The sequence below is a fragment of the Microbacterium sp. ARD31 genome, assembly GCF_031844425.1.
Window position 1 is genome coordinate 322,593 of the sequence record NZ_JAUZVE010000004.1, and the last position, 26,653, is coordinate 349,245.

The 26,653-nt window shown below is 69.3% G+C and carries 25 protein-coding genes; 5 read left to right on the plus strand and 20 right to left on the minus strand.

Features of this window, described 5'->3' with window-relative positions; all coding sequences use genetic code 11:
- Positions 1–70: 70 nt before the first annotated feature.
- The 9 genes from rsfS to rplU all read right to left on the minus strand — a co-directional run bounded on the left by rsfS (position 71) and on the right by rplU (position 6,677).
- A complete protein-coding gene (rsfS, locus tag Q9S36_RS15115) occupies positions 71–448 on the minus strand; it encodes a ribosome silencing factor (protein ID WP_251449851.1) in 378 nt (125 codons plus the stop codon).
- Positions 445–1,515, minus strand: coding sequence for a hypothetical protein (locus tag Q9S36_RS15120; protein ID WP_311285804.1), 1,071 nt, complete (start codon positions 1,513–1,515; stop codon positions 445–447). The genes rsfS and Q9S36_RS15120 overlap by 4 nt, the downstream gene beginning before the upstream one ends.
- Positions 1,512–2,108, minus strand: a complete 597-nt coding sequence (nadD, locus tag Q9S36_RS15125) for a nicotinate-nucleotide adenylyltransferase (protein WP_311285805.1) — start codon at positions 2,106–2,108, stop codon at positions 1,512–1,514. Before nadD ends, Q9S36_RS15120 begins: the two co-directional genes overlap by 4 nt.
- 10 nt (positions 2,109–2,118) lie before the next feature.
- Positions 2,119–2,343 carry a hypothetical protein gene (locus Q9S36_RS15130; RefSeq protein ID WP_251449857.1) on the minus strand — a complete coding sequence of 75 codons (225 nt, stop codon included), beginning with the start codon at positions 2,341–2,343 and terminating at the stop codon, positions 2,119–2,121.
- 51 nt (positions 2,344–2,394) lie between these two features.
- Positions 2,395–3,654, minus strand: coding sequence for a glutamate-5-semialdehyde dehydrogenase (locus Q9S36_RS15135; RefSeq protein WP_311285806.1), 1,260 nt, complete (start codon positions 3,652–3,654; stop codon positions 2,395–2,397).
- Positions 3,651–4,493, minus strand: coding sequence for a glutamate 5-kinase (gene proB, locus Q9S36_RS15140; protein WP_311285807.1), 843 nt, complete (start codon positions 4,491–4,493; stop codon positions 3,651–3,653). The genes Q9S36_RS15135 and proB overlap by 4 nt, the downstream gene beginning before the upstream one ends.
- Entirely contained in the window at positions 4,490–5,998 is a 1,509-nt protein-coding gene (gene obgE, locus Q9S36_RS15145; protein ID WP_251449863.1) for a GTPase ObgE, read from the minus strand. The genes proB and obgE overlap by 4 nt, the downstream gene beginning before the upstream one ends.
- Before the next feature lie 94 nt (positions 5,999–6,092).
- Positions 6,093–6,350 (minus strand): 50S ribosomal protein L27, encoded by a 258-nt coding sequence (gene rpmA / locus Q9S36_RS15150; protein ID WP_251449865.1) that lies wholly within the window; start codon positions 6,348–6,350, stop codon positions 6,093–6,095.
- Between the two features lie 18 nt (positions 6,351–6,368).
- Entirely contained in the window at positions 6,369–6,677 is a 309-nt protein-coding gene (gene rplU / locus Q9S36_RS15155) for a 50S ribosomal protein L21 (RefSeq protein ID WP_251449867.1), read from the minus strand.
- Between the two features lie 157 nt (positions 6,678–6,834).
- Between rplU and Q9S36_RS15160 the strand changes: the two genes are divergently transcribed.
- Positions 6,835–7,101: a DUF4031 domain-containing protein gene (locus Q9S36_RS15160; protein WP_311285808.1), complete on the plus strand. Its 267-nt coding sequence runs from the start codon at positions 6,835–6,837 to the stop codon at positions 7,099–7,101.
- A gap of 24 nt (positions 7,102–7,125) precedes the next feature.
- Here Q9S36_RS15160 and Q9S36_RS15165 read toward each other — a convergent pair whose 3' ends face one another.
- Entirely contained in the window at positions 7,126–9,708 is a 2,583-nt protein-coding gene (locus Q9S36_RS15165) for an Rne/Rng family ribonuclease (RefSeq protein ID WP_311285809.1), read from the minus strand.
- 398 nt (positions 9,709–10,106) lie between these two features.
- On the opposite strand from Q9S36_RS15165, the gene Q9S36_RS15170 reads away from it, so the two are divergent.
- Positions 10,107–10,709, plus strand: a complete 603-nt coding sequence (locus Q9S36_RS15170) for a vitamin K epoxide reductase family protein (protein ID WP_311285810.1) — start codon at positions 10,107–10,109, stop codon at positions 10,707–10,709.
- Positions 10,710–10,727: 18 nt separating this feature from the next.
- Here the strand turns inward: Q9S36_RS15170 and ndk are convergent, their stop codons facing one another.
- The 4 genes from ndk to ileS are packed head-to-tail and all read right to left on the minus strand — an operon-like array spanning position 10,728 to position 16,258.
- The gene (ndk, locus tag Q9S36_RS15175; protein ID WP_311285811.1) at positions 10,728–11,144 is read right to left on the minus strand and encodes a nucleoside-diphosphate kinase; all 417 of its coding nucleotides are present in this window, start codon (positions 11,142–11,144) and stop codon (positions 10,728–10,730) included.
- Position 11,145: 1 nt separating this feature from the next.
- Positions 11,146–11,556, minus strand: a complete 411-nt coding sequence (locus tag Q9S36_RS15180; protein WP_311285812.1) for a DUF4233 domain-containing protein — start codon at positions 11,554–11,556, stop codon at positions 11,146–11,148.
- Entirely contained in the window at positions 11,544–12,896 is a 1,353-nt protein-coding gene (locus Q9S36_RS15185) for a folylpolyglutamate synthase/dihydrofolate synthase family protein (protein WP_311285813.1), read from the minus strand. The genes Q9S36_RS15180 and Q9S36_RS15185 overlap by 13 nt, the downstream gene beginning before the upstream one ends.
- Positions 12,893–16,258: an isoleucine--tRNA ligase gene (gene ileS, locus Q9S36_RS15190; RefSeq protein WP_311285814.1), complete on the minus strand. Its 3,366-nt coding sequence runs from the start codon at positions 16,256–16,258 to the stop codon at positions 12,893–12,895. The genes Q9S36_RS15185 and ileS overlap by 4 nt, the downstream gene beginning before the upstream one ends.
- A 327-nt stretch (positions 16,259–16,585) precedes the next feature.
- Here ileS and valS point away from each other — a divergent pair, with 327 nt between their 5' ends.
- Entirely contained in the window at positions 16,586–19,162 is a 2,577-nt protein-coding gene (gene valS, locus Q9S36_RS15195; RefSeq protein ID WP_311285815.1) for a valine--tRNA ligase, read from the plus strand.
- 1 nt (position 19,163) lies between these two features.
- Entirely contained in the window at positions 19,164–19,415 is a 252-nt protein-coding gene (locus Q9S36_RS15200; protein ID WP_251449885.1) for a hypothetical protein, read from the plus strand.
- Here Q9S36_RS15200 and Q9S36_RS15205 read toward each other — a convergent pair.
- Genes Q9S36_RS15205 through Q9S36_RS15215 form a run of 3 tightly spaced genes read right to left on the minus strand, consistent with a single transcriptional unit; the run spans position 19,408 to position 21,553 of the window.
- The gene (locus Q9S36_RS15205; protein ID WP_311285816.1) at positions 19,408–20,706 is read right to left on the minus strand and encodes an MFS transporter; all 1,299 of its coding nucleotides are present in this window, start codon (positions 20,704–20,706) and stop codon (positions 19,408–19,410) included. The genes Q9S36_RS15200 and Q9S36_RS15205 overlap by 8 nt on opposite strands.
- Positions 20,703–20,912, minus strand: coding sequence for a hypothetical protein (locus Q9S36_RS15210; protein ID WP_311285817.1), 210 nt, complete (start codon positions 20,910–20,912; stop codon positions 20,703–20,705). Before Q9S36_RS15210 ends, Q9S36_RS15205 begins: the two co-directional genes overlap by 4 nt.
- Entirely contained in the window at positions 20,909–21,553 is a 645-nt protein-coding gene (locus Q9S36_RS15215) for a helix-turn-helix domain-containing protein (RefSeq protein ID WP_311285818.1), read from the minus strand. The genes Q9S36_RS15210 and Q9S36_RS15215 overlap by 4 nt, the downstream gene beginning before the upstream one ends.
- A gap of 104 nt (positions 21,554–21,657) precedes the next feature.
- Here Q9S36_RS15215 and Q9S36_RS15220 point away from each other — a divergent pair, with 104 nt between their 5' ends.
- Positions 21,658–23,709 (plus strand): M3 family metallopeptidase, encoded by a 2,052-nt coding sequence (locus Q9S36_RS15220; RefSeq protein ID WP_311285895.1) that lies wholly within the window; start codon positions 21,658–21,660, stop codon positions 23,707–23,709.
- Positions 23,710–23,771: 62 nt separating this feature from the next.
- Here Q9S36_RS15220 and clpX read toward each other — a convergent pair whose 3' ends face one another.
- The 3 genes from clpX to Q9S36_RS15235 all read right to left on the minus strand — a co-directional run bounded on the left by clpX (position 23,772) and on the right by Q9S36_RS15235 (position 26,518).
- A complete protein-coding gene (gene clpX / locus Q9S36_RS15225) occupies positions 23,772–25,040 on the minus strand; it encodes an ATP-dependent Clp protease ATP-binding subunit ClpX (RefSeq protein ID WP_311285819.1) in 1,269 nt (422 codons plus the stop codon).
- Between the two features lie 187 nt (positions 25,041–25,227).
- Positions 25,228–25,899 carry an ATP-dependent Clp protease proteolytic subunit gene (locus Q9S36_RS15230; protein WP_311285820.1) on the minus strand — a complete coding sequence of 224 codons (672 nt, stop codon included), beginning with the start codon at positions 25,897–25,899 and terminating at the stop codon, positions 25,228–25,230.
- A 31-nt stretch (positions 25,900–25,930) separates the two neighbouring features.
- On the minus strand, positions 25,931–26,518 hold the full coding sequence (locus Q9S36_RS15235) for an ATP-dependent Clp protease proteolytic subunit (RefSeq protein ID WP_251449895.1): 588 nt from the start codon (positions 26,516–26,518) through the stop codon (positions 25,931–25,933).
- Between the last annotated feature and the right edge of the window lie 135 nt (positions 26,519–26,653).

Consider the following 26,653-nt stretch of genomic DNA (forward strand, 5'->3'; position numbering starts at 1 on the left):
CCGCGCGGGGCAACCCCACTAGATTACTACATCCGCGGGCGTGCTCCGAACCACGACAGCACCCGCGTCGTCACTCCAGCGGGGTGTGGGCCGGCAGCTCGAACGGCACGACAGGGCAGTCCTTCCACAGCCGCTCGAGGCCGTAATACATGCGCTCCTGCTCATGGAAGACGTGGACGACCAGGTCGCCGAAGTCCAGCAGGATCCACCGCGATTCCTGACGCCCTTCGCGCCGAAGACGCTTGTGTCCCTCCTGCAGGAGTCTGTCCTCGACCTCGTCGGCGATGGCTGCCACGTTCCGCTCGTTGCGGCCGGTGACGAGGAGGAAGACGTCGACCAGCGGCAGCGGACCCGACACGTCCAGCGCGACGAGGTCCTCCCCGCCCTTGGCATCAGCGGCCTCTGCCGCGATCTGCAGCATCCGGTGGGCCTGCTCGGTGGCGGTCATGCGAAAACTCCAGTCACGAAGGCGAGGATGAGCACGCCCACGAGCGCGAGGGCCAGCGCACCGGCGGTGATCGCGAGGGTGAGCATGAGGCGGCTGCCCTTCTCGGGCGCCGGGGGCTTGATGATGTCGCCCGCGGACTTCGACGTGCTGATCGCCGCGCTCGCAGCGATCGGGGTCGGCGACGAGTGGGCGGGCAGCTCACCGTCGACCAGGACCGCGTCCACCTCTTTGCCGTCGGCTGTGCCCAGCGCGTGACCGGTGGATCCCAGTCCCTCCGGCAGGTTGAACGTCCCGGTGATGAGCACGTCGCCGGTCGAGGTGATCGGTGCAACGAGGGGTGCCGCGGCGGGAGCCTGCGACACGATGAGGGCGTTCGGAGTACTGGTCGACCCCGCCGATGACCGCGAGAGGAGCTGATCGAACGAGGGCGGCAGCTCCACCGGCGCGGCGTCGCCGGCGAGCAGGTCGGCGCCGAGCGCGGGGTTCACGACGCGCTCGGCCTCGGGCTCCTCCCCCGCACGGTCGTCGTCGTCCTCGCGCGGAGCCGGCGCCCCGCCTTCGCCGAGCCAGGTCTCCTCCGCTTCGACCTTCTGGTCGTCGGCCTCGGTGGTCACGTCCTCGGACGGCCGATCGGCGGGGCGCTCGGACTCGAGGACGGGACGAGCCGCCGTCTTCTGCGCGGCGCCCCCCGCGGAGGCGTGCGCGGCGACGAGGTCCGGGGTGATCACCGGGACGGACGCGGTGCGGATCCGCTCCTGCTGTCGCGCCTGACGGCGGGTCAGCGGCGACGCTCCGAGGTCGACGGAGGCATCGGGCGCGGGGCGCTCGGCGACGACGGCGGGCTCGGCCGCGCGTGGCAGCGGAGCGACGGGCGTCGGTTCGGCCGTCTCGGCCGTGGTGTCGTCCGAGGGCGCGGGCTCTTCGACCGCGACGGCCTCCTGCTGGCCGCCGGCGGCAGCCGCATCGATCGCGGCGGTCGTGACAATCGGATTGGCCCCGGTGTTGCGGATCTCCCGCAGCTGCTTGCGGGTGAGCGGTGGGGTGGCCGGCTGCTCGGGTTCAGTCATTCCTTGCTCCGGTAGAGGTGGTGCTTGGCAATGTATTGGACGACGCCGTCGGGAACGAGATACCACACCGGGTTCCCGCTCTCCACGCGCTCGCGGCAATCCGTCGACGAGATGGCGAGGGCGGGGATCTCGAGCTGGCTGACGTCCTCGGTCGGCAGGCCCTCGGTGCTCAGAACGTGGCCAGGGCGCGAGACGGCCACGAAATGGGCGAGGTCCCAGAGTTCATCATGGTCCCTCCAACTGAGAATCTGCGCCAAGGCATCCGCCCCGGTGATGAAGAACAGGTCCGCGTCGGGGCGAAGTCCCTTCAGATCGCGGAGGGTGTCGATCGTGTACGTGGGCCCGTCGCGGTCGATGTCGACGCGACTCACGGTGAATCGCGGGTTGGATGCCGTCGCGATCACGGTCATGAGGTAGCGGTGCTCGCTCGGCGACACATCGATCTTCTGCCAGGGACGCCCGGTGGGCACGAAGACCACCTCGTCCAGATCGAACGACTGCGCGACCTCGCTCGCTGCGACGAGGTGGCCGTGATGGATGGGATCGAAGGTCCCACCCATCACCCCGATCCTCGGGGATCTCGTCGCCGACATTCAGGCGGCCCTAGTGGCCGTGCCCCGCCCGCTGGACGTCGTTGGCGTGGGCACGCGCGTAGGCATCGGCCTTGTGCGAGTGGCGGTTGGCCACGTTGCGGTACGAGACGGTGACCAGCGCAAGCGCCCCGAACACGACGAGGGCGACGGCGCCGTACCAGAAGGTCTCGAGCGCGACGTTGCCGTGGTGCTCGGCCTCTTCCGCGGCGAGGGCGATCATCGTGGCGAAGGTCATTCGTACTCCGTTCCGTCCGCCCCGGACACGGGGCGGATCCAGTTTATGCCGTCAGGCCCGGACCTGCCCGGCGCCGCGCGCGAGCCACTTGGTGCTGGTGAGCTCGGCGAGCCCCATGGGACCGCGAGCGTGGAGCTTCTGGGTGGAGATCCCCACTTCGGCACCGAAGCCGAACTCTCCCCCGTCGGTGAAGCGCGTGGAGGCGTTGACCGCGACGACGGCGGAGTCCACCTCGGCGAGGAAGCGCTGGGCACTGGCGTCGTCTCGGGTGATGATGGCCTCGGTGTGATGGGTGGAGTACTGCCGGATGTGGTCGAGGGCCTCATCCAGGTCGTCCACCACGCGCATCGCCAGATCGAGGCCGAGGTACTCCGTCGACCAGTCGTCTGCGGTGGCGGGGACGGTCCCGGCGGCGATCGCCGCGACCGCGGCGTCGGCGTGAACCGTCACACCCTGAGCCTGCAGCGCCTCCACCACAGGACCGACCAGCCGGTCCGCTGCCTCGCGGTGCACGAGCACCGTCTCCACCGCGTTGCACACGCTCGGCCGCTGGACCTTGGCGTTGACGACGATGTCGGTCGCCCAGTCCACAGGCGCCGTCGCATCGAGCAGGATGTGCACGACGCCCGCGCCGGTCTCGATCACCGGCACCTGCGACTCGGTGACCACCGTCTCGATGAGCTGGGCGCTGCCCCGGGGAACCAGGACGTCCACGATTCCGCGCGCCCGCATGAGCTCGCGGGCACCCTCGCGGCCGAACTCGTCGACGCTCTGCACGGCCTCGGGGTCGATTCCGCAGTCCGCCAGTGCTCCGCGGATCGCCGTCACGAGCGCGGCGTTCGTGCGCTCTGCCGCCGAACCGCCGCGCAGCACCACCGCGTTGCCGGAACGCAGAGCGAGGGCGGCGATGTCGACGGTCACATTCGGACGCGCCTCGTAGATGGAGCCGACCACGCCGAACGGGACGGAGACCTTGGTCAGACGCAGCCCGTTGTCCAGCACCCGCTCGTCCAGCACGCGACCGACCGGGTCGGGCAGTGCGGCGATGTCGCGGACCGCGCCGGCCAGAGCGCGCACCCGCGGCGCGTCCAGGCGCAGGCGATCACGAAGGGCGACGGACAGACCGGTCGCCTCGCCGCGCCGCAGGTCGTCGACGTTCGCGGCCACGATCCGGTCGGTCGCCGCTTCGATGCCGGCCGCGATCGCCTCGAGCGCCAGGCGCTTGGCATCGTCGGAGAGCAGAGCGATCGATCGCGACGCGTCCTTGGCCCGCAGCATCCGCTCTCGGGCGCTCGTGAGGGTCGTGGTCATCGGGCCAGTGTACCGACGCCGGTGCGGACGGGCCCGGTGAGCGCGGGCGCCGCGGGCTCGGGGTTCGGCTGGAACCAGGTGCCGATCTCGCCGCCTTCCAGCGCTTGGGAGACCAGATCCGCGCTCGTGACGAGGACCCCGACTCCGGCCGCCGTCGCCAGGCGCGCGGCCGACACCTTGGTGGCCGCTCCCCCGGTGCCGACCGAGTTGACCACGACCGAGCCGAACTCGTACCCGTGGAGGTCGTCACCGTAGGCGACGCGGTGGATCGGCTCTGCGCCCGGCTGACCGGGCGGGCGGGTGTACAGGCACTCGATGTCGCTGAGCAGGACGAGGGCGTCCGCCCCGATCAGCTCGGCCACCAGGGCGGCCAGGCGGTCGTTGTCGCCGAAGCGGATCTCGTGGGTGGCCACGGTGTCGTTCTCGTTGACGATCGGAAGGATGCGAAGGCCCAGCAGACGCTCCATCGCGCGTCGCGCGTTCGAGCGGTGCGTCGCGTTCTCGAGGTCGCCTGCGGTGAGCAGCACCTGCCCGGCCACGATGCGGAACGGCCGCAGGGCCTCCTGATAGCGGTAGATGAGCACGTTCTGCCCGACCGCCGCCGCCGCCTGCTGAGTGGCGAGATCGGCGGGACGGGCGTCGAGGGACAGGAAGGGCATCCCGGTGGCGATCGCGCCGGATGAGACCAGGACGACCTCGATGCCCCGGCCGTGGGCGCTGGAGAGAGCCTCGACGATGGGCTGGATCTTGGCGGAGTTCTCGCCGCTGATCGACGACGATCCCACCTTCACCACGATGCGGCGTGCGGCGGCGATGTCGCCGCGCTCGCGTGCGCTCACCCTTCCTCCTCGTCGTCCCGTCCGCGCTGCGCGAGGCGCTCTGCCTCCAGCTCCGCGCGGGCCTGCGCTTTGGCGTCCATCATGTCGTGGTAGCGCTCGCGGCGCTGCGACGTCGTGCGACGGGGGTTCATGTCCAGCCGCGGATCCGTTCCGCGCGGAGCGGTCATCAGCTCCGCCACCGAGCTGAGCGCCGGCTGCCAGTCGAACACGACTCCGTCGCCTTCGCCGATGACGACCGTCGAGCCCGGCTGCGCGCCGGATCGGAGCAGCTCGTCCTCGACGCCGAGCTTCTCGAGGCGGTCGGCGAGATAGCCCACCGCCTCTTCGTTCTGGAAGTCGGTCTGCTGAACCCACCGCACCGGCTTCTCGCCGAGCACGCGGTAGATGTTGCCGTACGTGCCGCCTTCGACACGGACGGTGAACTCGCGAACCGACCCCTTCGGGCGGATGACGATCCGCTCGGGAGCCGGCGTCGCCGCGGCCGCCGCACGATGCTCTTCCACGATCCCGCCCAGCGCGAAGGTGAGCTGTCGCAGACCCTCGTGGCTGACGGTGGAGATCTCGAACACCCGGAAGCCTCGCGCCTCGAGGTCGGGCCGGACCAGGTCGGCCAGTTCCTTGGCCTCGGGGACGTCGACCTTGTTCAGCGCCACGAGCTGCGGCCGCTCGAGGAGCGGTGTCTGTCCGTCCGGCACGGGGTACGCGGCGAGTTCCGCCAGGATGACCTCGAGATCGGTGAGCGGGTCGCGGCCCGGATCCAGCGTCGCGCAGTCGAGCACATGCACCAGCGCGGTGCAGCGCTCGACGTGCCGCAGGAACTCCAGCCCGAGGCCCCGTCCTTCGCTGGCGCCCTCGATGAGGCCGGGCACGTCGGCGACTGTGAAGCGCACGTCCCCGGCCTGCACCACACCGAGGTTCGGGTGCAGCGTCGTGAACGGGTACTCGGCGATCTTGGGCCGGGCCGCCGAGACCGCGGCGATGAGGCTGCTCTTGCCCGCGGAGGGGAATCCCACCAGGGCCACGTCGGCGACGGTCTTCAGCTCCAGGTGGACGTCGCCCTCCCAGCCGGGCGTGCCCAGCAGGGCGAACCCGGGAGCCTTCCGCTTCGGCGACGACAGCGCGGCGTTTCCGAGGCCACCGAGGCCACCGGGGGCGACGACGACGCGCATCCCGGGGTCGATCATGTCGGCGAGGACCGATCCGTCGTCGTCCTTCACCACGGTGCCGACCGGAACGGGCAGCTCGAGCGACTCGCCTGCCGCGCCCGAGCGATGGTCCCCCATGCCGAAGCCACCGTTGCCCGCGGTGCGATGCGGCGAGTGGTGGTACGACAGAAGCGTGGTGACCTGCGGGTCGGCGACGAGCACGACGTCCCCGCCGTGACCGCCGTTGCCGCCGTCGGGTCCGGCGAGCGGCTTGAACTTCTCACGACGGACCGACACGCAGCCGTTCCCGCCCTTGCCGGCGCGCAGATGCAGTGTCACGCGATCGACGAACGTGACCATGCGCTCCCCCTCGGGTCGGTGTGGATATGTGTACGAGTGCAGGGAGGGGGCGAGCCGAAGCCCGCCCCCTCCCGAGGTGTGTGGACCGAGCGGATTACTCCGCGGCCGCCACGATGTTGACGACCTTGCGGCCACCCTTCTGACCGAACTCGACCGCTCCGGCCGACAGGGCGAACAGGGTGTCGTCGCCACCGCGGCCGACGTTGGCGCCGGGGTGGAAGTGCGTGCCGCGCTGGCGGACGATGATCTCGCCGGCGAGAACCTGCTGACCGCCGAAGCGCTTCACGCCGAGGCGCTGAGCGTTGGAGTCACGACCGTTACGGGTGGAGCTTGCGCCCTTTTTGTGTGCCATCTCTGCGTCTCCTGTGGCTTACTTGATGCCGGTGACCTTGACGCGCGTGAGATCCTGACGGTGCCCCTGGCGCTTCTTGTAACCGGTCTTGTTCTTGAACTTCTGGATCACGATCTTCGGGCCGCGCTCCTCGCCGAGGACCTCGGCGGTGACGGTCACCTTGGCGAGCTTGTCGGCGTCGGTCGTGACGGCGTCGCCGTCGACGAGCAGGACGGCGGGCAGCTCGATGTTGTCGCCGATCTTGGCGGCCTGGCGATCCAGGACGACGATCGTGCCGACCTCGACCTTCTCCTGACGGCCGCCGGCGCGCACTACTGCGTAAACCACTTCACACCTGTTTTTCTTCTGGGAGCGCACGCGCTCGGATGTCAGACAAAGACGCGGTGCGGATTTCTCGACGCACCAAAGGGATACTTTACCGGATGCCGCGACCACAGGCAAAAGCCGAGGGCCGCGTGTCCGGCCCTGCCCTTAGGATCGGCCCGTGGCGATTCTGATCGACGACCCTCGCTGGCCCGCGCACGGCCGATTGTGGGCTCACCTGGTCAGCGATTCCGACCTCGGAGAACTGCACGCGTTCGCCGCGGCCCACGGCATTCCTCTCCGCGGCTTCGACCTCGACCACTACGACGTCCCCGAGGACGCGCACGCGCGTCTCGTCGCCGCGGGAGCGCAGCACGTCACCGGCCACGAGCTGGTCCGCCGGCTCATCGCATCGGGGCTGCGGGTCCGCGCGCGGGACCGCCGCTGAGCTCGCGCCCAGCGGCGGTGAGGATCAGCCCTCGTCCGGCGTGTGGGCGACCGGAGTGCCCGTCAGCGCGGCCGTGGTCACGCGGCGTCGACCGCGCCCCTGGCCGGGCGCCTTCGGCTCAGGAAGCGCGTTGAGCACCGAGTCGAGCAGAAGGTCGGCCTCCGTCTTCGGAGCGCGCGAGCCGGCATCCTGTCGCTTCTTGCGCTTCTTCGGACGCTCGGCGCTCCGAGGCTCCTCGGCCGGCTCGGCCGCCGCCTCGGGCACGGGGGCGACCTCCGCCGCAGGAACCTCGTCGTGGTGGTGGATGGTCGAGGCCGCGATCTGGGCGAGCGCGGACTTCACGCCCTCGGTGATCACGTGGGTGCCGCCGCCGTTTCCGTTGCCGTTGGACGGCGCGGGGCTACCGCCACCGCGGGGGCGACGACCGGAAGGCGCCGAACCGCCGCTGGAGCGGTGCTTGACCACGGGATCGTGGTGCACGATGACGCCGCGGCCGGCGCACACGTCGCACGCCTCGCTGAAGGTCTCCAGCAGGCCCAGTCCCAGCTTCTTGCGTGTCATCTGCACGAGTCCGAGCGAGGTGACCTCGGCGACCTGGTGCTTGGTGCGGTCACGGCTGAGGCACTCGACGAGACGCCGCAGGACGAGATCGCGATTGGACTCCAGGACCATGTCGATGAAGTCGACGACGATGATGCCGCCGATGTCCCGCAGCCGCAGCTGACGGACGATCTCCTCGGCCGCCTCGAGGTTGTTCTTGGTGACGGTCTCTTCGAGGTTTCCACCGGAACCGACGAACTTGCCCGTGTTGACGTCGATGACCGTCATCGCCTCGGTCCGGTCGATGACCAGCGATCCGCCGGACGGCAGCCAGACCTTGCGGTCGAGGGCCTTCTCGATCTGCTCGGTGATGCGGAACTCGTCGAACGGATCGTGGTCGCCCTCGTAGGCCTGAACACGCTCGAGAAGATCGGGCGCGACGGACTCGAGGTACTTCGAGATCGTGTGGTGCGCGTCCTCGCCCTGGATGAGCATCCTCGTGAAGTCCTCGTTGAAGACATCGCGCACGATCTTCACGAGAAGATCCGGCTCGGAGTGCAGGAGGGCAGGCGCCTGGATGCTCTCGACCTGAGTGCCGATGTGCTCCCACTGGGTGGTGAGGCGCTGGACGTCGCGCGTCAGCTGCTCCTCGGTCGCGCCCTCGGCCGCCGTGCGGACGATGACGCCGCTGGACTCCGGGAGCACCTCCTTGAGGATCTTCTTCAGCCGTGCTCGTTCGGTGTCGGGAAGCTTGCGGGAGATGCCGTTCATGGCGCCTCCGGGCACGTAGACCAGGTACCGCCCGGGCAACGAGATCTGGCTGGTCAGGCGCGCGCCCTTGTGTCCGACAGGATCCTTCGTCACCTGCACGAGCACCTTGTCGCCGCTCTTGAGGGCGAGCTCGATGCGTCGCGGCTGGTTGCCGGTCTCGACGGCGTCCCAGTCCACCTCGCCCGAGTACAGGACGGCGTTGCGTCCGCGTCCGATGTCGACGAACGCCGCCTCCATGCTGGGCAGGACGTTCTGCACGCGGCCGAGGTAGACGTTGCCGATCAGCGACGCGTCCTGGCTGCGGGCGACGTAGTGCTCGACGAGGACGTTGTCTTCAAGGACGGCGATCTGCACGCGGCCGTTCTTCGAGCGGACGACCATCTCGCGGTCGACGGCCTCGCGGCGCGCGAGGAACTCGGCCTCGGTCACCACCGCCCGGCGACGCCCGGCCTCGCGGCCGTCGCGACGGCGCTGCTTCTTCGCCTCCAGGCGTGTCGAGCCCTTGATGCGCTGCGGCTCGGTGATCAGTTCGACGGCGCGCTTGCGCGGCTCGCGTTCGACGGCCTCGGGGGTCTCGTCGCCGCCGGATCCGCCGCGGCGGCGACCGCGTCGGCGGGAGCTCGACCCGCTCCCGGCCGCGCCGGACTGCGGCTCGTCGTCCTGCGCGCGATCATGTCCGCGGTGCTGGCCCCGGTCCTGGCCCGGACGCGCGGGGAGCGGCGTGATCTCGGGGGCGTAGAACACGAGCTGCGTGGACACCGCCGACACGAACGTCTCGGGAAGCAGTCCCAAGCTCACCGCGGTGGGCGAGCCGGACTCAGGGGCGGGTTCCGCGTCCGTCGGCTCGGCGTGCGCGGGGATCGCCGTGGACGGCTCCGATGCGGTCGCCTCCGTGGGAGCGGGCTCGGCAGGGGCCGGCTCAGCGGCAATCGGCTCAGCGGCAACCGGCTCGGCGGCGGTCGGCTCAGCGACGGTCGACTCGGAGGCGGCCTGCTCCGAGAGTGCGTCCGTCGAGCTCTCCGCGGAGGGTGCGTCCGTGAGGCTCGCCTCGGGCTCAGCGGCCTCGCCGTCTGCCTCGGCCGTTTCAGGAGCGCCGGGGGCGGCGTCCGTGTCGCCGACGCCCGGCTCCGTCTCGGCGTCGGCGGCAACGGCCGGCGCCTCGCCGGCGGCGGCGATCGGGTCGGATCCCCCGCTCGTCGGGGATTCCCCGGGGGCCGCCGAAGCGGCATCCGTCATCGGTTCCGGCGTCGCCTCAGCGTCGTGGTTCTGGTCTCGGTCGGTTGTCTCATCGGCCATCACTGGCTTACTCCTTGCGGGCGCACCGCGCGTCGCCCGGCGAAATCTCGTGCGGCGCCGCACCTGCGGTGCCGCGAACTCACTCGGTGTGGAGGCGATCCCGGCGCGTGTCGCGGGGATGCTCCCTGCAAGGGCGGTCGTCGCCCTGAAGTCTTCGGTGATGCGGTGGCGGCGCGGCCGCGACCGATCAGCCCCCATTATCGCACTATCCCGCCCGAATTGCGTGCCGACGCGTCCCCACACCCGCGCGGACCACGTGATCGGGGCGAAAACACCCGCTCCGCCCGCACGCAGCCCGTCGTCTCGGCGAGGTCACGTGATCCGGACGACGCTCACGGGCGGGAGGGCAGTCCAGAGTCGGCAGGAGGGGCACAGCACGCGATGCCATAATCCGAGGCATGCCGAACGCCCGCACGCACACCCGCCCCGCAGCGCTCGCCGTCTGGCTGATCATCGCGGGGACCGTGGGCTGGTGGGCGGCGTTCTCGCTGACCATGGAGCGCTTCCACCTCCTGCAGGATCCGGACTCGATCGCGTCGTGCGACTTCAGCGTCCTCGTCCAGTGCACGAAGAACCTCGAGGCGTGGCAGGGCAGCGTGTTCGGCTTCCCCAACCCGGTGATCGGGCTGGCGGGGTGGGTGGCACCCATCGTGGTCGGGATGGCGATCCTCGCCGGCGCACGATTCGCCCGCTGGTTCTGGTGGCTGTTCGCCGCCGGGATGACGTTCGCCTTCGGCTTCGTACTTTGGCTCATCAGCCAGAGCATCTACGTGCTGGGCACGCTCTGTCCGTGGTGCATGGTGACCTGGGCGGTGACGATTCCGACGTTCTACGCGGTCCTGCTGCACCTCGTGAGGTCGGGACTGGTCCCGGCGCCCGCGCCGATCCGGCGGGGCGCCGAGACGCTGATGGGGTGGATGCCGCTGCTGGCGGTCATCTCCTACGCGATCGTCGCCGTGCTCGCACAGCTGCAGCTGGACGTCCTGGGCTCGCTGTTCTGACGGACAGCGGCCCGAAGATCAGCCGAACCAGATCTGAAGCTCTCGGACTGCGGATTCGGGGCTGTCGGAGCCGTGGACGAGATTCTGCTGAACCTTCAGCCCCCAGTCCCGGCCGAGGTCGCCGCGGATCGTCCCCGGAGCGGCCGTGGTCGGGTCGGTCGTGCCGGCGAGGGAACGGAACCCCTCGATCACACGGTTGCCCGCGAGGCGGATCGCCACCGACGGGCCCGACATCATGAACTCCACGAGCGGCTCGTAGAACGGCTTGCCGGCGTGCTCGGCGTAGTGCTGCTCCAGACGGGCGCGATCGGGTTCGACCAGGCGCAGGTCGACGAGCGAGTAGCCCTTCGCCTCGACGCGGGCGAGGATCGCCCCGGTCAGTCCTCGGGCGACCCCGTCGGGCTTGATGAGGACGAGGGTCTCTTCGGTGGCCATGTCAGTCTCCGTTCGGCTGGTCTGCGGCGAGCCCGGCATTGCGCCGGTCGAGCGCGCCTCCCTTGATCGTCGCATACGCGTACATGCCCCCGAAAATGAGGGCGACCAGCAGCAGGGCCGGCACGAGCAGTCCGCCGAGGGCGACGATCACCTGAAGCACCCAGCCGACGGCGATCCCCCACGGGTAGCGCACCAGGCGGCCGGTGACGATCATCAGCGCCGCGAGCACCGCTCCCCCGACGATGCCCCACCAGGGCTCGATGCCCTCCGGCAGGGCACGCAGTCCGTAGACGGTCATGCCGCCGAGGAAGACGATCACCGACTCGAAGGCCAGCACGATGGACGCCAGCGACTCCCGGGCTCCGCGACGGCGACGCGGGGGGCGTGCGGCCGGGGCTGTCACGACGTCCACCCCGCCTTCCAGTCCTCGGATTCGGCGAGCGACAGGGCTTCGCCGGCCAGGACCACCGACCCGGCGATGACGACGGCCCGGCGATCGGATGCCGCAGCCCACGCGCGCGCCTCATCCGCGGCATCCGCAAGGGAGGTGTGCACGGTGACACGGCCGCCGCGGGCCTCCACGAGGTCGGCGACGAGTTCCGCGTCGGCCGCGCGGTCCGAGTCGGGCACGGTGGCGAACACGTGCGTCGCGACGGGGACCAGGGCGTCCACGATCCCGGCTGCGTCCTTATCCCCGAGGACCCCGAGCACCACGCCCCACTCGTCGAAGTCGAAGGACTCGCGCAGAGCGACGACGAGTGCGCGGGCTCCGTGCGGATTGTGCGCGGCATCCACCAGGACGGTGGGGGCGGCGCCCACGAGCTGGAGCCGGCCGGGCGAGGTCGCCTGACCGAGCCCCTCGGCCAGCACGTCGCCGGCGATCGGACGCTGAGCACCCAGGAGCGACTCGACGGCGGCGATCGCCAGCGCCGCGTTGAAACCCTGGTGTCCGCCGTACACCGGCAGGTACTCGTCGGCGTACGAGCCGCCGAGTCCCTGGACGGTGATCAGCTGACCACCCACGGCCAGCCGCTGCTCGGCAAGTCGGAAATCCTCGCCCTCGAAGGCGATGGTGGCGCCGTGTCGCGCCGCCGCGTCCCTGAGCACCCGCGCGGCGGCGGCGTCCTGACGTGCCGAGACGACGGCTGCTCCGTCTTTGATGATGCCCGCCTTCACGCCGGCGATCTCGGTGATCGTGGATCCGAGCCGGTCGACGTGGTCGATGTCGATCGGCGCGAAGACGGCCACATCGCCGTCCGCGGTGTTGGTGGAGTCCCACGCACCGCCCATTCCCACCTCGAGCACGAGAACGTCGATCGGAGCATCGGCGAACGCGACGAACGCCAGGACGGTGAGCAGCTCGAAGAAGGTGAGCGCGGCGTCCCCGGCGGCTGCCAGCTCCGCGTCGACCAGGTCGACGAACGGCGCGATCTCATCCCACGCGTCGGCGATCCCGGCATCCGAGATCGGCTCGCCGTCGATCATGACGCGTTCGGTGAACCGCTCCAGGTGGGGGCTGGTGAACAGCCCGGTGCGCAGACCGTGCGCCCGCACCAGGCTCTCGATGATGCGGCTGGTCGAGGTCTTGCCGTTGGTCCCCGTGACGTGGATGACGCGATACGTCCGCTGCGGGTCGTCGAGCAGCTCCAGCAGACGACGCGTGCGCTCCACACGCGGCTGCACCCAGCGCTCCCCCTGGCGCTCGAGCAGGGCCTCGTAGACGCGGTCGGCGCGCGCCCGATCGTCGCTCATCGGGCCGCCTCCGTCGCGCGCTCGACGGTCACGGTGAAGGCGCCCTGGTTCGCGAACGCTCCAGCGGAGAAGGTCGCTGCGTGCCCCGGGGTGCCGTCCGGCCGCGCCCCGACGACGACGGCGTGCGTGGTGGCGAGCGTCTCGCCCGCCACGTCGGCGACGTCGAAGGCCGACGACACCGCGGCCGCATCGGCCTGGTCGTCGAAGCGCAGCTCCAGGCGGATGCGGTCGCTGACGTCGAATCCGGCGGCCTTCCGGGTGTCCTGAACGGCTCGGATGACATCGCGTGCGAGACCCTCGGCTTCGAGTTCGGACGTGGTGGCGGTGTCCAGCAGGACGAAGCCGCCGCCGGGCAGGAGCGCGAGCGCCTCCCCCTCGGGTCGGCCCGTCGTCTCGAGCACGAGGTCGTACTCGCCCGGTTCCAGCGGGATGCCGCCTGCGGTCACCACGCCGTCGGCCTCCGACCACTCGCCGCTCTTCGCAGCGCGGATCGCCACCTGCACCTGCTTTCCGAGTCGGGGACCCGCCGCGCGGGCGTTCACCGACAGCCGGTGGCTGATGCCGTACTGCGCCGCCGTGCCCGGCCCCTGCTCCACCAGCTCCACGGCCTTGACGTTCAGCTCGTCGCGGAGGATGTCATCGAACTGGGCGAGGGATGCCGCGGCGGGCCGCACCACGGTGAGCCGCGCGAGCGGCAGACGAACCCGCTTGCCCTCCTTCTTGCGCAGCGCGTTGGCGACGCTGGAGACCTCGCGGACAGCATCCATCGCCGAGCGGATGTCGTCGGCGGCAGGGAACCCGTCGGCGTCGGGCCAGTCGGCGAGGTGCACGCTGCGCCCGCCGGTCAGCCCCTGCCACACCCGCTCCGAGACCAGCGGCAGCAGCGGAGCCGCCACCCGCGTCAGCGTCTCGAGCACGGTGTAGAGCGTGTCGAACGCCTCGCGGCTGGCGGGGTCGTCCGACACCCCCACCCAGAACCGGTCGCGGGAGCGGCGGATGAACCAGTTGGTCAGCGCCTCGGCGAAGTCGCGCAGCTTCGCCGCGGCCATCGTCGAATCCAGGCCCTCGAGGTCTTCGGCGACGCCGCGGACGAGATCGCCCAGCAGCGCCAGGATGTACCGGTCGAGCACGTTCGTCGAGTCGGTGCGCCACGTCGCCGCATATCCCGAACCGTCCGGCCCGCCCGCCGCGTTGGCGTACGTGGCGAAGAAGTACCACGCGTTCCACAGCGGGAGCATGAATTCTCGGACGCCCGCGCGGATCCCCTCCTCGGTGACGACGAGGTTGCCGCCGCGAAGGACCGACGACGACATGAGGAACCATCGCATCGCGTCGGATCCGTCGCGATCGAACACTTCGCGCACATCGGGGTAGTTGCGCAGCGACTTCGACATCTTCTGGCCGTCGCTGCCGAGGACGATGCCGTGACAGGACACACCGGCGAACGCCGGCCGATCGAACAGCGCCGTCGACAGGACGTGCATCACGTAGAACCAGCCGCGCGTCTGGCCGATGTACTCCACGATGAAATCCGCCGGAGCGTGGGTGTCGAACCACTCGCGGTTCTCGAACGGATAGTGGACCTGTGCGTAGGGCATCGACGCGGAGTCGAACCACACGTCGAGCACGTCCTCGATGCGGCGCATCGTGCTCGTCCCGGTCGGGTCGTCAGGGTTGGGGCGGGTGAGCTCGTCGATGAACGGGCGGTGCAGGTCGACCTGACCGGCCTCGTCGACGGGCAGACGTCCGAAGTCGCGCTCGAGCTCTTCGAGGGAGCCGTACACGTCCACTCGCGGGTACGCGGGGTCGTCGCTCTTCCACACCGGGATCGGCGACCCCCAGTAGCGGTTGCGGCTGATCGACCAGTCCCGCGCGCCCTCGAGCCACTTGCCGAACTGTCCGTGCTTGACGTTGTCGGGAACCCAGGTGATCTGCTCGTTGTTCTCGAGCAGCCGGTCCTTGAGGTCGGTGACGCGCACGAACCAGCTCGAGACCGCCTTGTAGATGAGCGGATTCCGGCAGCGCCAGCAGTGCGGATACGAGTGGTCGTAACTGGCCAGCCGCAGCAGCCGCCCGTTCTGCCGGAGCAGTCGGATGAGCGGCGTGTTCGCGTCCATCCAGAGCTGACCGGCGACGTCGGCGACCTGCGGGAGGAAGCGGCCGCCGTCGTCGAGACTCATGATGAGCGGGATGCCGGCCGCTTCGGTGATGCGCTGGTCGTCCTCGCCGTATGCGGGAGCCTGATGGACGATGCCCGTCCCGTCCGCCGTCGAGACATAGTCGTCGACGAGGATCCGCCATGCGTCGCGCGTCCCCCAGACATCGGCATCCGCGTAGTAATCGAACAGGCGGTCGTACGACACATCGGCCAGTTCCGACCCCAGGACCGTCTGCACGACGGCCTCACGAGCCGCCTCGGCCGAGTCGTAGCCCAGATCCTTCGCGTAGCCGGCCAGCAGCTCCTCGGCCAGCAGGTACCGGTGCGCGTACGCCTCGGCCGGCTCGTCGGCGTGGCCGTCGGGCGCGTGGTGCACGTCGGCCGCGCCGGCGGGACCGCCGGGGACCACCACGTAGCGGATGTCGGGACCGACGGCCAGCGCGAGGTTGGTCGGCAGGGTCCAGGGCGTCGTCGTCCACGCCAGCGCCCGCACACCGGTCAGTCCGAGCGCCTCGGCCTTGAGCCCGACGAGCGGGAAGGTGACGGTGACGGACGGGTCCTGCCGCATCTTGTAGACGTCGTCGTCCATGCGCAGCTCGTGGCTCGACAGCGGCGTCTCGTCGCGCCAGCAATACGGCAGAACGCGATGACCCTCATAGGCCAGACCCTTGTCGTGCAGAGACTTGAAGGCCCACAGCACCGACTCCATGTACGTGGTGTCGAGGGTCTTGTACCCCCGTTCGAAGTCGACCCATCGGGCCTGCCGGGTGACGTAGTCCTCCCACTCCCGGGTGTACTCCAACACCGACGCGCGGGCCTTCGCGTTGAAGGTGGCCACGCCCATGCGCTCGATCTCGTCCTTCTCGGTGATCCCGAGCTGCTTCATCGCCTCGAGCTCGGCAGGGAGCCCATGGGTGTCCCAGCCGAACACGCGGTCGACCTTCTTGCCGCGCATCGTCTGGAACCGGGGGAAGACGTCCTTCGCGTACCCGGTGAGCAGATGACCGTAATGGGGCAGGCCGTTGGCGAACGGCGGGCCGTCGTAGAAGACCCACTCGGGTGAGCCCTCGCGCTGGGCGATCGAGGCGCGGAAGGTGTCGTCGGCCTCCCAGAAAGCCAGAGTGTCGCTTTCGATGGCGGGGAACCGGGGGCTCGGCACGACGGAGTCGGCCGCGGGGCCGAACGAGGACTTCGGGTAGGTCATGTCACTCCAGCAGGTTGCGATGCTTCCTGCGAGGACGACTCTTCGAAGCCGCGGTACCACCCCGCATTGACCCTCCCGTGCCCTGATGCCGCCGGCAGCGCCATCTCGAGAAGCAGGAGTGCCCTCTCTCACTGCGGCTGTGACGGGCCTGCCCCGCTCGGTTCTAGTGGTCGAGGGTGTCGGCCCCGATGTTCTTCCGAGTGCTCCCCGGTGATGGCCGGATCGATGCGTGTGCGTCGATTCTAACGCCCCGGCGGATAGAATCGACCGTCACCCCACACTCAGGCACGCTCACACAGTGCCGCACATATCGCGCGAGGAGAACCCATGGCCGCCATTCCCGACAAGCCGGCGCTCGAAGGCCTGGAGGCCGCATGGGACGCCCGCTGGAGCGCGCAGGGCACGTACCTCTTCGACCGTGACCGCGCACGCCAGGTCGGGCGCGACGGCATCTACTCGGTCGACACGCCGCCGCCGACCGCTTCGGGAAGTCTCCACATCGGACACGTGTTCAGCTACACGCACACCGATGTCAAGGTCCGCTTCGAGCGGATGCGCGGCAAGACCGTCTTCTACCCGATGGGATGGGACGACAACGGACTGCCGACCGAGCGCCGCGTGCAGAACTACTACGGCGTCCGCTGCGACCCGGCGCTCCCCTACGACCCCGATTTCACTCCCCCGTACGAGGGCGGCGACAACAAGAGCAGCCGCGCGGCTGATCAGATCCCGATCAGCCGCCGCAACTTCATCGAGCTGTGCGAGCGCCTGACCGTCGAGGACGAGAAGCACTTCGAGAACCTGTGGCGGTCCCTGGGCCTCAGCGTCGACTGGACGCAGACGTACCGGACGATCTCGGACGACACCATGCGCAGCAGCCAGCAGGCCTTCCTGCGCAACCTCGAGCGCGGCGAGGCGTACCAGGCGCTCGCGCCCACCCTGTGGGACATCGACTTCCGCTCGGCGATCGCGCAGGCCGAGCTCGAGGATCGCGAGCAGCCGGCGGCGTACCACCGCGTGTCCTTCGCCTTCTCGGACGGCTCCGGCGACATCCAGATCGAGACGACCCGTCCCGAGCTCCTCCCCGCCTGCGTCGCTCTGGTAGCCCATCCCGACGACGAGCGGTACCGCGCCCACTTCGGCTCGACCGTGCGCACGCCGCTGTTCGACGTCGAGGTGCCCATCCTGGCCCACCCCCTGGCCCAGCAGGACAAGGGATCCGGCATCGCGATGATCTGCACCTTCGGCGATGTGACCGACATCATCTGGTGGCGTGAGCTCGACCTTCCCAACCGCACGATCCTGGGTCAGGACGGCCGCGTGATGCCCGAGGCCCCCGACGTAATCGTCTCCGAGCGCGGTCGCGAGGCCTACGCCCAGCTTGCGGGGAAGACGGTCTTCAGCGCGAAGAAGCAGATCGTCGAGCTGCTGCGCGACTCCGGGGATCTGATCGGCGAGCCCCGTTCCTTCACCCACCCTGTGAAGTTCTACGAGAAGGGCGATCGGCCGCTCGAGATCGTGTCGACCCGCCAGTGGTACGTCCGCAACGGCGCGCGGGACGAGCAGCTCCGCGAGCGGTTGATCGGTCTCGGTCGTGAGATGCGATGGTTCCCCGACTTCATGCGGGTCCGATTCGAGAACTGGACCAACGGTCTCACCGGCGACTGGCTGGTCTCGCGTCAGCGGTTCTTCGGGGTGCCGATTCCGGTCTGGTACGGCCTCGACGCCGACGGGGAACGGGACTACGACCGCGTAATCGTGCCCGATGCCGCGCAGCTTCCGGTGGATCCCACCACGGACGTTCCGCCCGGTTTCAGCGCGGACCAGCGCGGCGTGCCCGGCGGGTTCGAGGGCGAGAGCGACATCTTCGACACCTGGGCGACCTCTTCGCTCACTCCGCAGCTGGCGGGCGGATGGCAGCGCGACGAGGAACTGTGGCAGCTGGTGTCACCCTTCGACCTGCGCCCGCAGGGTCAGGACATCATCCGCACGTGGCTCTTCTCGACGATGCTGCGCAGCGCCCTGGAGGATGCTCGCGCGCCGTGGCGGGATGCCGCCATCTCCGGCTTCATCGTCGACCCCGACCGCAAGAAAATGTCGAAGTCCAAAGGCAACGTCGTCACGCCCGCGGACATCCTGACCCAGCACGGTTCGGACGCTGTCCGCTACTGGGCGGCGTCGAGCCGCCTCGGAACCGACGCCGCGTTCGATCCGCAGAACCCGACGCAGATCAAGATCGGCCGGCGCCTGGCGATCAAGGTGCTGAACGCCGCCAAGTTCGTCTTGTCGTTCCCCGCCGCCGACGCCGCCGAAGTGACCCATCCTCTCGACGCGTCCATGCTCGCGACGCTCGACGGCGTCGTCCGTGAGGCCACGAAGGCCATGGAAGGCTACGACCACGCGCGGGCGCTCGAAGTCACCGAGTCGTTCTTCTGGACGTTCTGCGACGACTACCTCGAGCTGGTGAAGGAGCGCGCCTACGACCAGGCAGATCCGGGACAGGCATCCGCCGCCCTCGCGCTCCGCAGCGCGATGTCGACCATGCTCCGGCTGTTCGCCCCCGTGCTCGCGTTCGCGTCCGAGGAAGCCTGGTCGTGGTTCAACGACGGCTCGATCCACTCGTCCGCGTGGCCCGAGCCGCTGGGTATCGACGGAGACGCCGCCATCCTCTCCACCGCGAGCGAAGCGCTCATCGGCGTCCGCCGCGCCAAGACCGAGGCCAAGGCATCGCAGAAGACCCCCGTCGCCGCGCTCACGCTGCGCGCGGACGACCGCAGGATCGAGGCCCTGCGTCTGGCCGTCGACGATCTCAAGGCGGTCGGCCGGATCGCGTCACTGGAGCTCGTGCCGGGCGGTGACGGCCTCGCCGTCGACCACATCGAACTCGCACCACAGGAGGTCTGACATGCAACTCGGAACCCGATGGACGTCCGGAGACGAACCGCCGCGCGCGGTGCCGGACAGCCTTGCTCGCGGCATCCGCGATGTGGACTCCGTCATCCCCGGCGACCAGCTGGGGCAGCCGCGCCCGCGCTGGACGCTCACCTGGCTCGAGGGCAAGCCCATCGCCGAGCTGGACAGCGGCGTGCTGGTGTCACTCGACGACGACGGCAACGCGGTCGTCTCGCACGTCGGGGACGAGTCCCCGCTCAGCTGACGGTCGCCGGCGCGGTGGCCCCGTGCTCCGTCTGCTGCGACGCCTGAAGCAGCAGACGGGCAGCGACGACGACGGCTGTCAACGTCACGATCGCGGCGATCAGGTAGGGCAGCCGAAGATCCGTGCGGGCGACGAGCCCGCCCAGGAGCGTCGCGAAGGGGAAGACACCCCACGTGACGGTGCGGATCGTCCCGAGCACGCGACCGAACATCTGCGGAGGCACGAGGGCCTGGCGCAGCGACGCCCACGGAACGTTCCAGCACGATACCGCGCAGGCCATCACCGCGTACGAGACGATTCCCGCGGCGATTCCGGGCGCCGCCCACACCCCTGCGAGGCCGATCGCCGCGACGACGTTGGCGCCGAGCATGACCGGGCCACGGCCGAAGCGCGCCACCAGCCGCGGGGCGATGAGCGACCCGCCGAGCGCGCCCAGACCGATTCCGGCCGTGACCAGTCCGATCGCAACCGGCGCCACCGCGAGCTCGTCGAGGAAGTACAGCACGGTGGGCGCCTGCGCGAAGGCGAACGCCGAGCCGACGACCGCGGTGAAGCCCACGAGCGAGCGCAGGAATCGGTGGCGGCGGAGATAGTCCAGTGCCTCCCGGGTGGTCGGCTGTCGTTCCCGATCGCCCCGCGCGCCGCCCTCCCCGCCCAGGTGAGCCTGCAGCGCCCGTGACGCGCTCAGTGGCAGCAGCACGGCCAGGACGACCGGCACGAGGTATCCGCCGGCCCCGACCCACAGCGGAAGGGCGAGTGATACGGCGAAGAGCACGCCCCCGATCGGCGTCGCGATGAAGCTGTCGATCGTCACCTGTGCAGCCTGCATCCACCCGTTGGCCCGGTCCAGCGAGCGGCGCTCCACGATCGCGGGCACGATCGCATTCGCGGCGTTGTCGAAGAGCGTTTCGCCCAGACCGAAAACCAGGACCGCGAGGAACAGCCACCAGATCGTCAAGGTGCTGCTGACGGTCAGAACGGCGAGCACCAGAGCGACACCCGCGCGCAGGACGTTGGCGACCGCCATCATCCGGCGCCGATCGAACCGGTCCACGAGCATGCCCGCGGGAAGGCCGAACACGAGCCAGGGGACGAACGCGAGCGCCCCGATGGCGGCGATGGCCACCGGATCCCGCGTCAACGTCGTCGCGATCAACGGGACCGCGGTACGGCCGATGCCGTCTGCGAGGTTGCTGAAGGCGGCTGCGGTCCAGAGCTTTCGGAAGTCGCGGCCGAGCGGCGATCGCACCGTGTCGTCTCGGACCGCGTCGGAGGCGACCGTTCCGGTCATCGTGGAAGCATCCCGAGGGCACCGAGCGCCTGCGCGCGACGCCGTGCGTCGTCGGCGCGCTCCCACGCGCGGGCGGCGTCGATCGCGTCCACTCGGCGGACGATGCGGGCGGCGACGAGCCGGTCGATTCCGGATGCCGCCCGCAGGAGCATCCGATCGAGCGAGGTCGTGCCGAGGACGGTGTGGGTTGCGGTGAGCGTGCTCATGACGCGTCTCCTAGTTGGGGAAGGGGGAAGACGTCCGCGCGGATGGTGACGGGGCGGACGTCTTCCCCCGTCTGGTCGCGATACCGGTCGACGGTCTCGTCGATGATCGCCATGATGCGGTGCGTGAGCTCGTTGCTCTGCTCGGGCGTGAGCCGCGCCGTCGCGGTGGACACCATGCTGCCCTCGTGCCAGTCGCCGCCCTCCTCGGCCATACCCGAGCGCAAGAACCGCATCAACTGCTCCTGTCGATTGCGCAGGAACTCGCTCATGATCAACTGCGTGGCGGAGCGGCCGGCGGGCGTCTTCATGGCCTCGGGGTTCGCGAACGACACCCCGCCCACGGGCCGCTCCCACCAGCGCTCCCGAGCGGTGCCGCGCCCCTCGACCTCCCTGATGAGATCGTGCTTGGCGAGCGCCCGCAGGTGGTAGCTGGTCGAGCCGCTCGACTCTCCCAACCGCTCTGCGAGGGAACTGGCCGTCTGCGGTCCGTACTGGCTGAGGATGTCGTAGATCTGCACGCGCAGCGGGTGCGCCAGGGCGCGGAGAGCGCCGGTATCGAGCACGCGGTCGCCACGGTGACGCTCTTCCACGCGGGCGATCGCGTCGTGCACGTCAGCGGCGGCGCCTGGTTCTTCGCTCATGGTCACAGAGTATTACTACAAAGGGACCTTTGCAAGCATTCCTTTGCAATATTTTCTCTGCATGCCGGCTTGATCGGCGGAGTCGGCACCATAGGCTGGCTCGCATGCTCGACGACAACCCGCTTCTCACTCCGTCACCCCTCCCCTATCTCCTGCCCGACTACCCCGCCATCCGCGCCCATCACTACCTTCCGGCCTTCGAGCGCGCGTTCGCAGAGCAGACCGCCGAGGTGGCCGCGATCGTCGGTTCGCCGGACCCCGCGGACTTCGAGAACACCATCGAGGCGCTCGAACGCAGCGGGCGGCTTCTCGGCGATGTCGCGCGGACCTTCTACACGGTGTCTTCCGCGGACGCCACGACAGAGATCCAGGCGGTGGAGCAGGAACTCGCGCCGCTCATGTCCGCGCACCATGATTCGATCCAGCTCGACGCGGGGCTCTACGCGCGGGTGTCGGCGGTGCACGCGGCACGGGAGGATCTCGCGCTGACCCCCGAGCAGCGCTATCTCGTCGAGCGCCTCCACCGCGAGATGACTCAGGCCGGCGCGGGACTCGACGCGGAGGCGAAGGCTCGTCTCACCGAGATCAACCAGCGTCTGTCAACGCTGACGACCGCGTTCGAGAAGAACCTCCTGGCCGACACCAATGACCTGGCGGTGGTGTTCGAGGATGCGACCGAACTCGAGGGCCTCGGCGAAGGCGAGTTGTCCGCAGCTTCGCGCGCGGCCGCAGACCGAGGTCTGGACGGGGCATTCGTGGTCACGCTGACCCTGTTCACCGGTCACCCCTACCTCGCGTCGCTGACGCGGCGCGAAAGCCGCCGCCGGATCCTCGACGCCTCACGAGCACGGGGAGCCCGCGGCAACGAGCATGACAACCGCGACACCCTGCGTGAGATCGTCCGGCTCCGCGCCGAGCGCGCCGCGCTGCTCGGACACGACTCGCACGCGGCCTACGTCACATCCGACCAGACGGCGGGATCCCCCGCGGCCGTCCACGATCTGCTGCGCCGGCTCGCGGCACCGGCGGCGGCGAATGCACATGCCGAGCAGTCTGCCCTGCAGCGCATCATCGACGCCGAGGACGAGCCCTTCGCCCTGGAAGCGCACGACTGGGCCTACTACACCGAGAAGGTGCGCGCCGCGGAGTACGACCTCGACCGGGCTGCTCTGCGTCCGTGGTTCGAGGCCGAGCGCGTGCTGCACGACGGTGTCTTCCGCGCTGCGACCGCACTGTACGGCGTCACGTTCAGCGAGCGGCCGGACCTGCCGGCGTATCACCCCGATGCCCGGGTGTTCGAGGTTCACGAAGCTGACGGATCCGCGCTGGGGCTCTTCATCCTCGACCTCTACACGCGGGACACCAAGCGCGGTGGCGCCTGGATGAACTCGATCGTGTCGCAGTCCCGCCTGCGCGGCACCGCTCCCGTCGTGGTCAACAACCTCAACGTCTCACGTCCCGGTCCCGGAAAACCGACCCTGCTCACGCTGGACGAGGTGACCACCCTCTTCCACGAGTTCGGCCACGCCCTGCACGGGCTCTTCGCCACCGTCACCTACCCCCACTTCGCCGGCACCAACGTCTTCCGCGACTTCGTCGAGTTCCCCAGTCAGGTCAATGAGATGTGGATCTTCTGGCCGGAGGTCCTCGCGGCCTACGCCCGCCACGTCGAGACGGACGAGCCGCTCCCCGCGGACGTGGTCGACCGGCTCCACGCATCGGAGCGCTTCAACCAGGGCTTCGCCACCAGCGAGTACCTGGCTGCCGCATGGCTCGATCAGGTGTGGCACTCGCTCTCGGTCGAGGAGGCGTCGACCGACATCGACGTCACGGCATTCGAGGCTGCGGCACTGCGCGACATCGGCTTGGACAACCCTGTGGTCCCGACGCGGTACTCGTCGTCCTACTTCGCCCATGTCTTCTCCGGCGGGTACAGCGCCGGCTACTACTCGTACATCTGGAGCGAGGTGCTCGATGCGGACACGGTCGAGTGGTTCCGCGAGAACGGCGGACTCACCCGCGAGAACGGCGAGCGATTCCGTGAGCGGCTGCTCGGCGTGGGCGGATCGAAGGACCCCCTCGAGGCCTACCGCGACTTCCGCGGTCGCGATGCCGACATCGCCCCGCTGCTGGATCGCCGCGGGTTGAACGCCTGACGCCGGGAGCGCCCGACGGCCTCCGGCCGTCGGGCGCTCCCGGCTGTCGGTCGCGGAGAGCGTCAGGCGCTCTTGCGCTTCTGGCGCAGGACCAGTGTGGGGGCTGCGCCGTCCTGCACCGCCGCGCGGGTGATGACCACCTTGTCGACATCATCGGTCGACGGGATCTCGAACATGATCGGCCCGAGCACGTCTTCGAGGATCGCGCGCAGGCCACGGGCGCCGGTCTTGCGTGCCACGGCGAGGTCGGCGATCGCCTCGAGCGCTTCGATGTCGAACTCCAGCGCCACGCCATCGAGCTCGAACATGCGCTGGTACTGCTTCACGAGGGCGTTCTTGGGCTCGGTGAGGATCTCCATGAGCGCGGCGCGGTCCAGCGGCGAGACGGATGCGACGATGGGAAGGCGACCGATGAACTCCGGGATGAGGCCGAACTTGTGCAGGTCCTCGGGCTGAACCTCGCTGAAGAGGTTGAGGTCGTCGCCTTTGCTGTGCAGCGGTGCACCGAATCCGATGCCGTGCTTGCCCACGCGCGACGAGATGATGTCCTCGAGGCCGGCGAACGCCCCTGCGACGATGAACAGCACGTTCGTCGTGTCGATCTGGATGAACTCCTGATGCGGGTGCTTCCGGCCCCCCTGGGGCGGAACGGATGCGACCGTGCCTTCGAGGATCTTCAGCAGCGCCTGCTGCACGCCCTCGCCGGACACGTCGCGGGTGATCGAGGGGTTTTCGGCCTTCCGGGCCACCTTGTCGACCTCGTCGATGTAGATGATGCCGGTCTCCGCGCGCTTGGTGTCGAAGTCCGCCGCCTGGAGCAGCTTGAGCAGGATGTTCTCGACGTCCTCCCCCACGTAGCCGGCCTCGGTGAGTGCCGTGGCATCGGCGACCGCGAACGGGACGTTCAGCCGCTTCGCGAGCGTCTGAGCGAGGTAGGTCTTGCCGCAGCCGGTCGGTCCGAGCAGGAGGATGTTGCTCTTGGCGACCTCGATGTCGTCCGCCCGCTGTTCAGCGGTCTGCAGGGTGCCGTGGGCGCGGATCCGCTTGTAGTGGTTGTACACCGCCACCGACAGGGCCCGCTTGGCGTATTCCTGTCCGACGACGTACTCCTCGAGGAACGCGTAGATCTCGCGGGGCTTGGGGAGATCGAACTCTGCGACCTCGCCGGTGGCGGACTCCGCCATGCGCTCTTCGATGATCTCGTTGCACAGCTCCACGCACTCGTCGCAGATGTAGACGCCGGGCCCCGCGATGAGCTGCTGGACCTGCTTCTGACTCTTGCCGCAGAAAGAGCACTTGAACAGGTCGGCGCTTTCACCGATGCGTGCCATTGCGCTCCTCCTTCTCCGCTCAGGGAGAGTGCTCCCCGAACCGTCCTCCGAGCCTAACCGGTGCCGCCGACAAGCGCGGGGATTGCGACGCCCCGTCGTCACACCCGCGTCGGATCCCGCCGGCTGCACGCCGAAGCCCCGCCCCGGATTGCGTCCGGAGCGGGGCTTCGAGGATCGGCATCCGCTGCTACGAGGTCAACGCCGCCGGCACGCGCTTGCGCGTCGTGAGCACCTGGTCGACGAGGCCGTAGGTGACGGCCTCCTCGCCCGAGAGGATCTTGTCGCGGTCGATGTCCTTGTGGACCTCCTCGACGGACCTGTTCGAGTGCTTCGACAGCGTCGCCTCGAGCCATGTGCGCATGCGCATGATCTCCGCCGCCTGGATCTCGATGTCCGACGCCTGACCGTGACCCGCCTCGCCCATCGCGGGCTGGTGGATGAGCACGCGAGCGTTGGGCAGAGCCAGACGCTTGCCCGGCGCGCCGGCCGCGAGGAGCACAGCGGCAGCGGAAGCCGCCTGTCCCAGCACGACCGTCTGGATCTGCGGCGAGATGTACTGCATCGTGTCGTAGATCGCCGTCATCGCGGTGAACGAGCCGCCGGGCGAGTTGATGTACATGATGATGTCGCGGTCGGGGTCCTGGCTCTCGAGAACCAGCAGCTGAGCCATGACATCGTCGGCGGATGCGTCGTCGACCTGCACGCCGAGGAAGATGACGCGGTCCTCGAACAGCTTGTTGTAGGGATCCTGACGCTTGTAGCCGTACGCCGTGCGCTCCTCGAACTGCGGGAGGATGTAGCGGCTTCCGGGCATCTGGACGCCCTGACCGGTCGACGGGCCGAAGGTGGGGGTGTGCATTCCGGGTTCTCTCTCTTTCGCCTTCGGATCGTCAGTTCGCGGTTCCGCCGCCGCCGATGACGTCGGTCGCGGATTCGCGGATGTGGTCGACGAAGCCGTATTCCAGGGCTTCCTGAGCGCTGAACCAGCGGTCCCGGTCACCGTCGGCGTTGATCTGCTCGACCGGCTTGCCGGTCTGCGACGCCGTGATCTCTGCGAGACGCCGCTTCATGTCGAGGATCAGCTGCGCCTGGGTCTGGATGTCGCTGGCGGTTCCGCCGAACCCGCCGTGGGGCTGGTGCAGCAGCACACGCGCATTCGGCGTGATGTAGCGCTTGCCCTTCGTCCCGCTGGTCAGCAGCAGCTGTCCCATCGAGGCGGCCATCCCGATGCCGACGGTGACGATGTCGTTCGGCACGAACTGCATCGTGTCGTAGATCGCCATGCCGGCCGTGATCGAGCCACCCGGGGAGTTGATGTACAGGTAGATGTCCTTCTGCGAGTCCTCCGCGGCGAGAAGAAGGATCTTCGCGCAGATCTCGTTGGCGTTCTCGTCGCGCACCTCCGACCCGAGCCAGATGATGCGGTCTCTCAGCAGCTTGTCGAAGACGCTCGTCGCGACAAGGGGTTCTGCGGCCATGTGTGCTCCTGTTTCCTCGGCTTCGCATCGAATCTACCGGCGCGGCACGGACGACCCGCCCGTGTTCGCCCTCGGCAGATCGGATGCCGGATACGACGAAGGACGGATGCCGGAGCACCCGTCCCTCATCGGTGA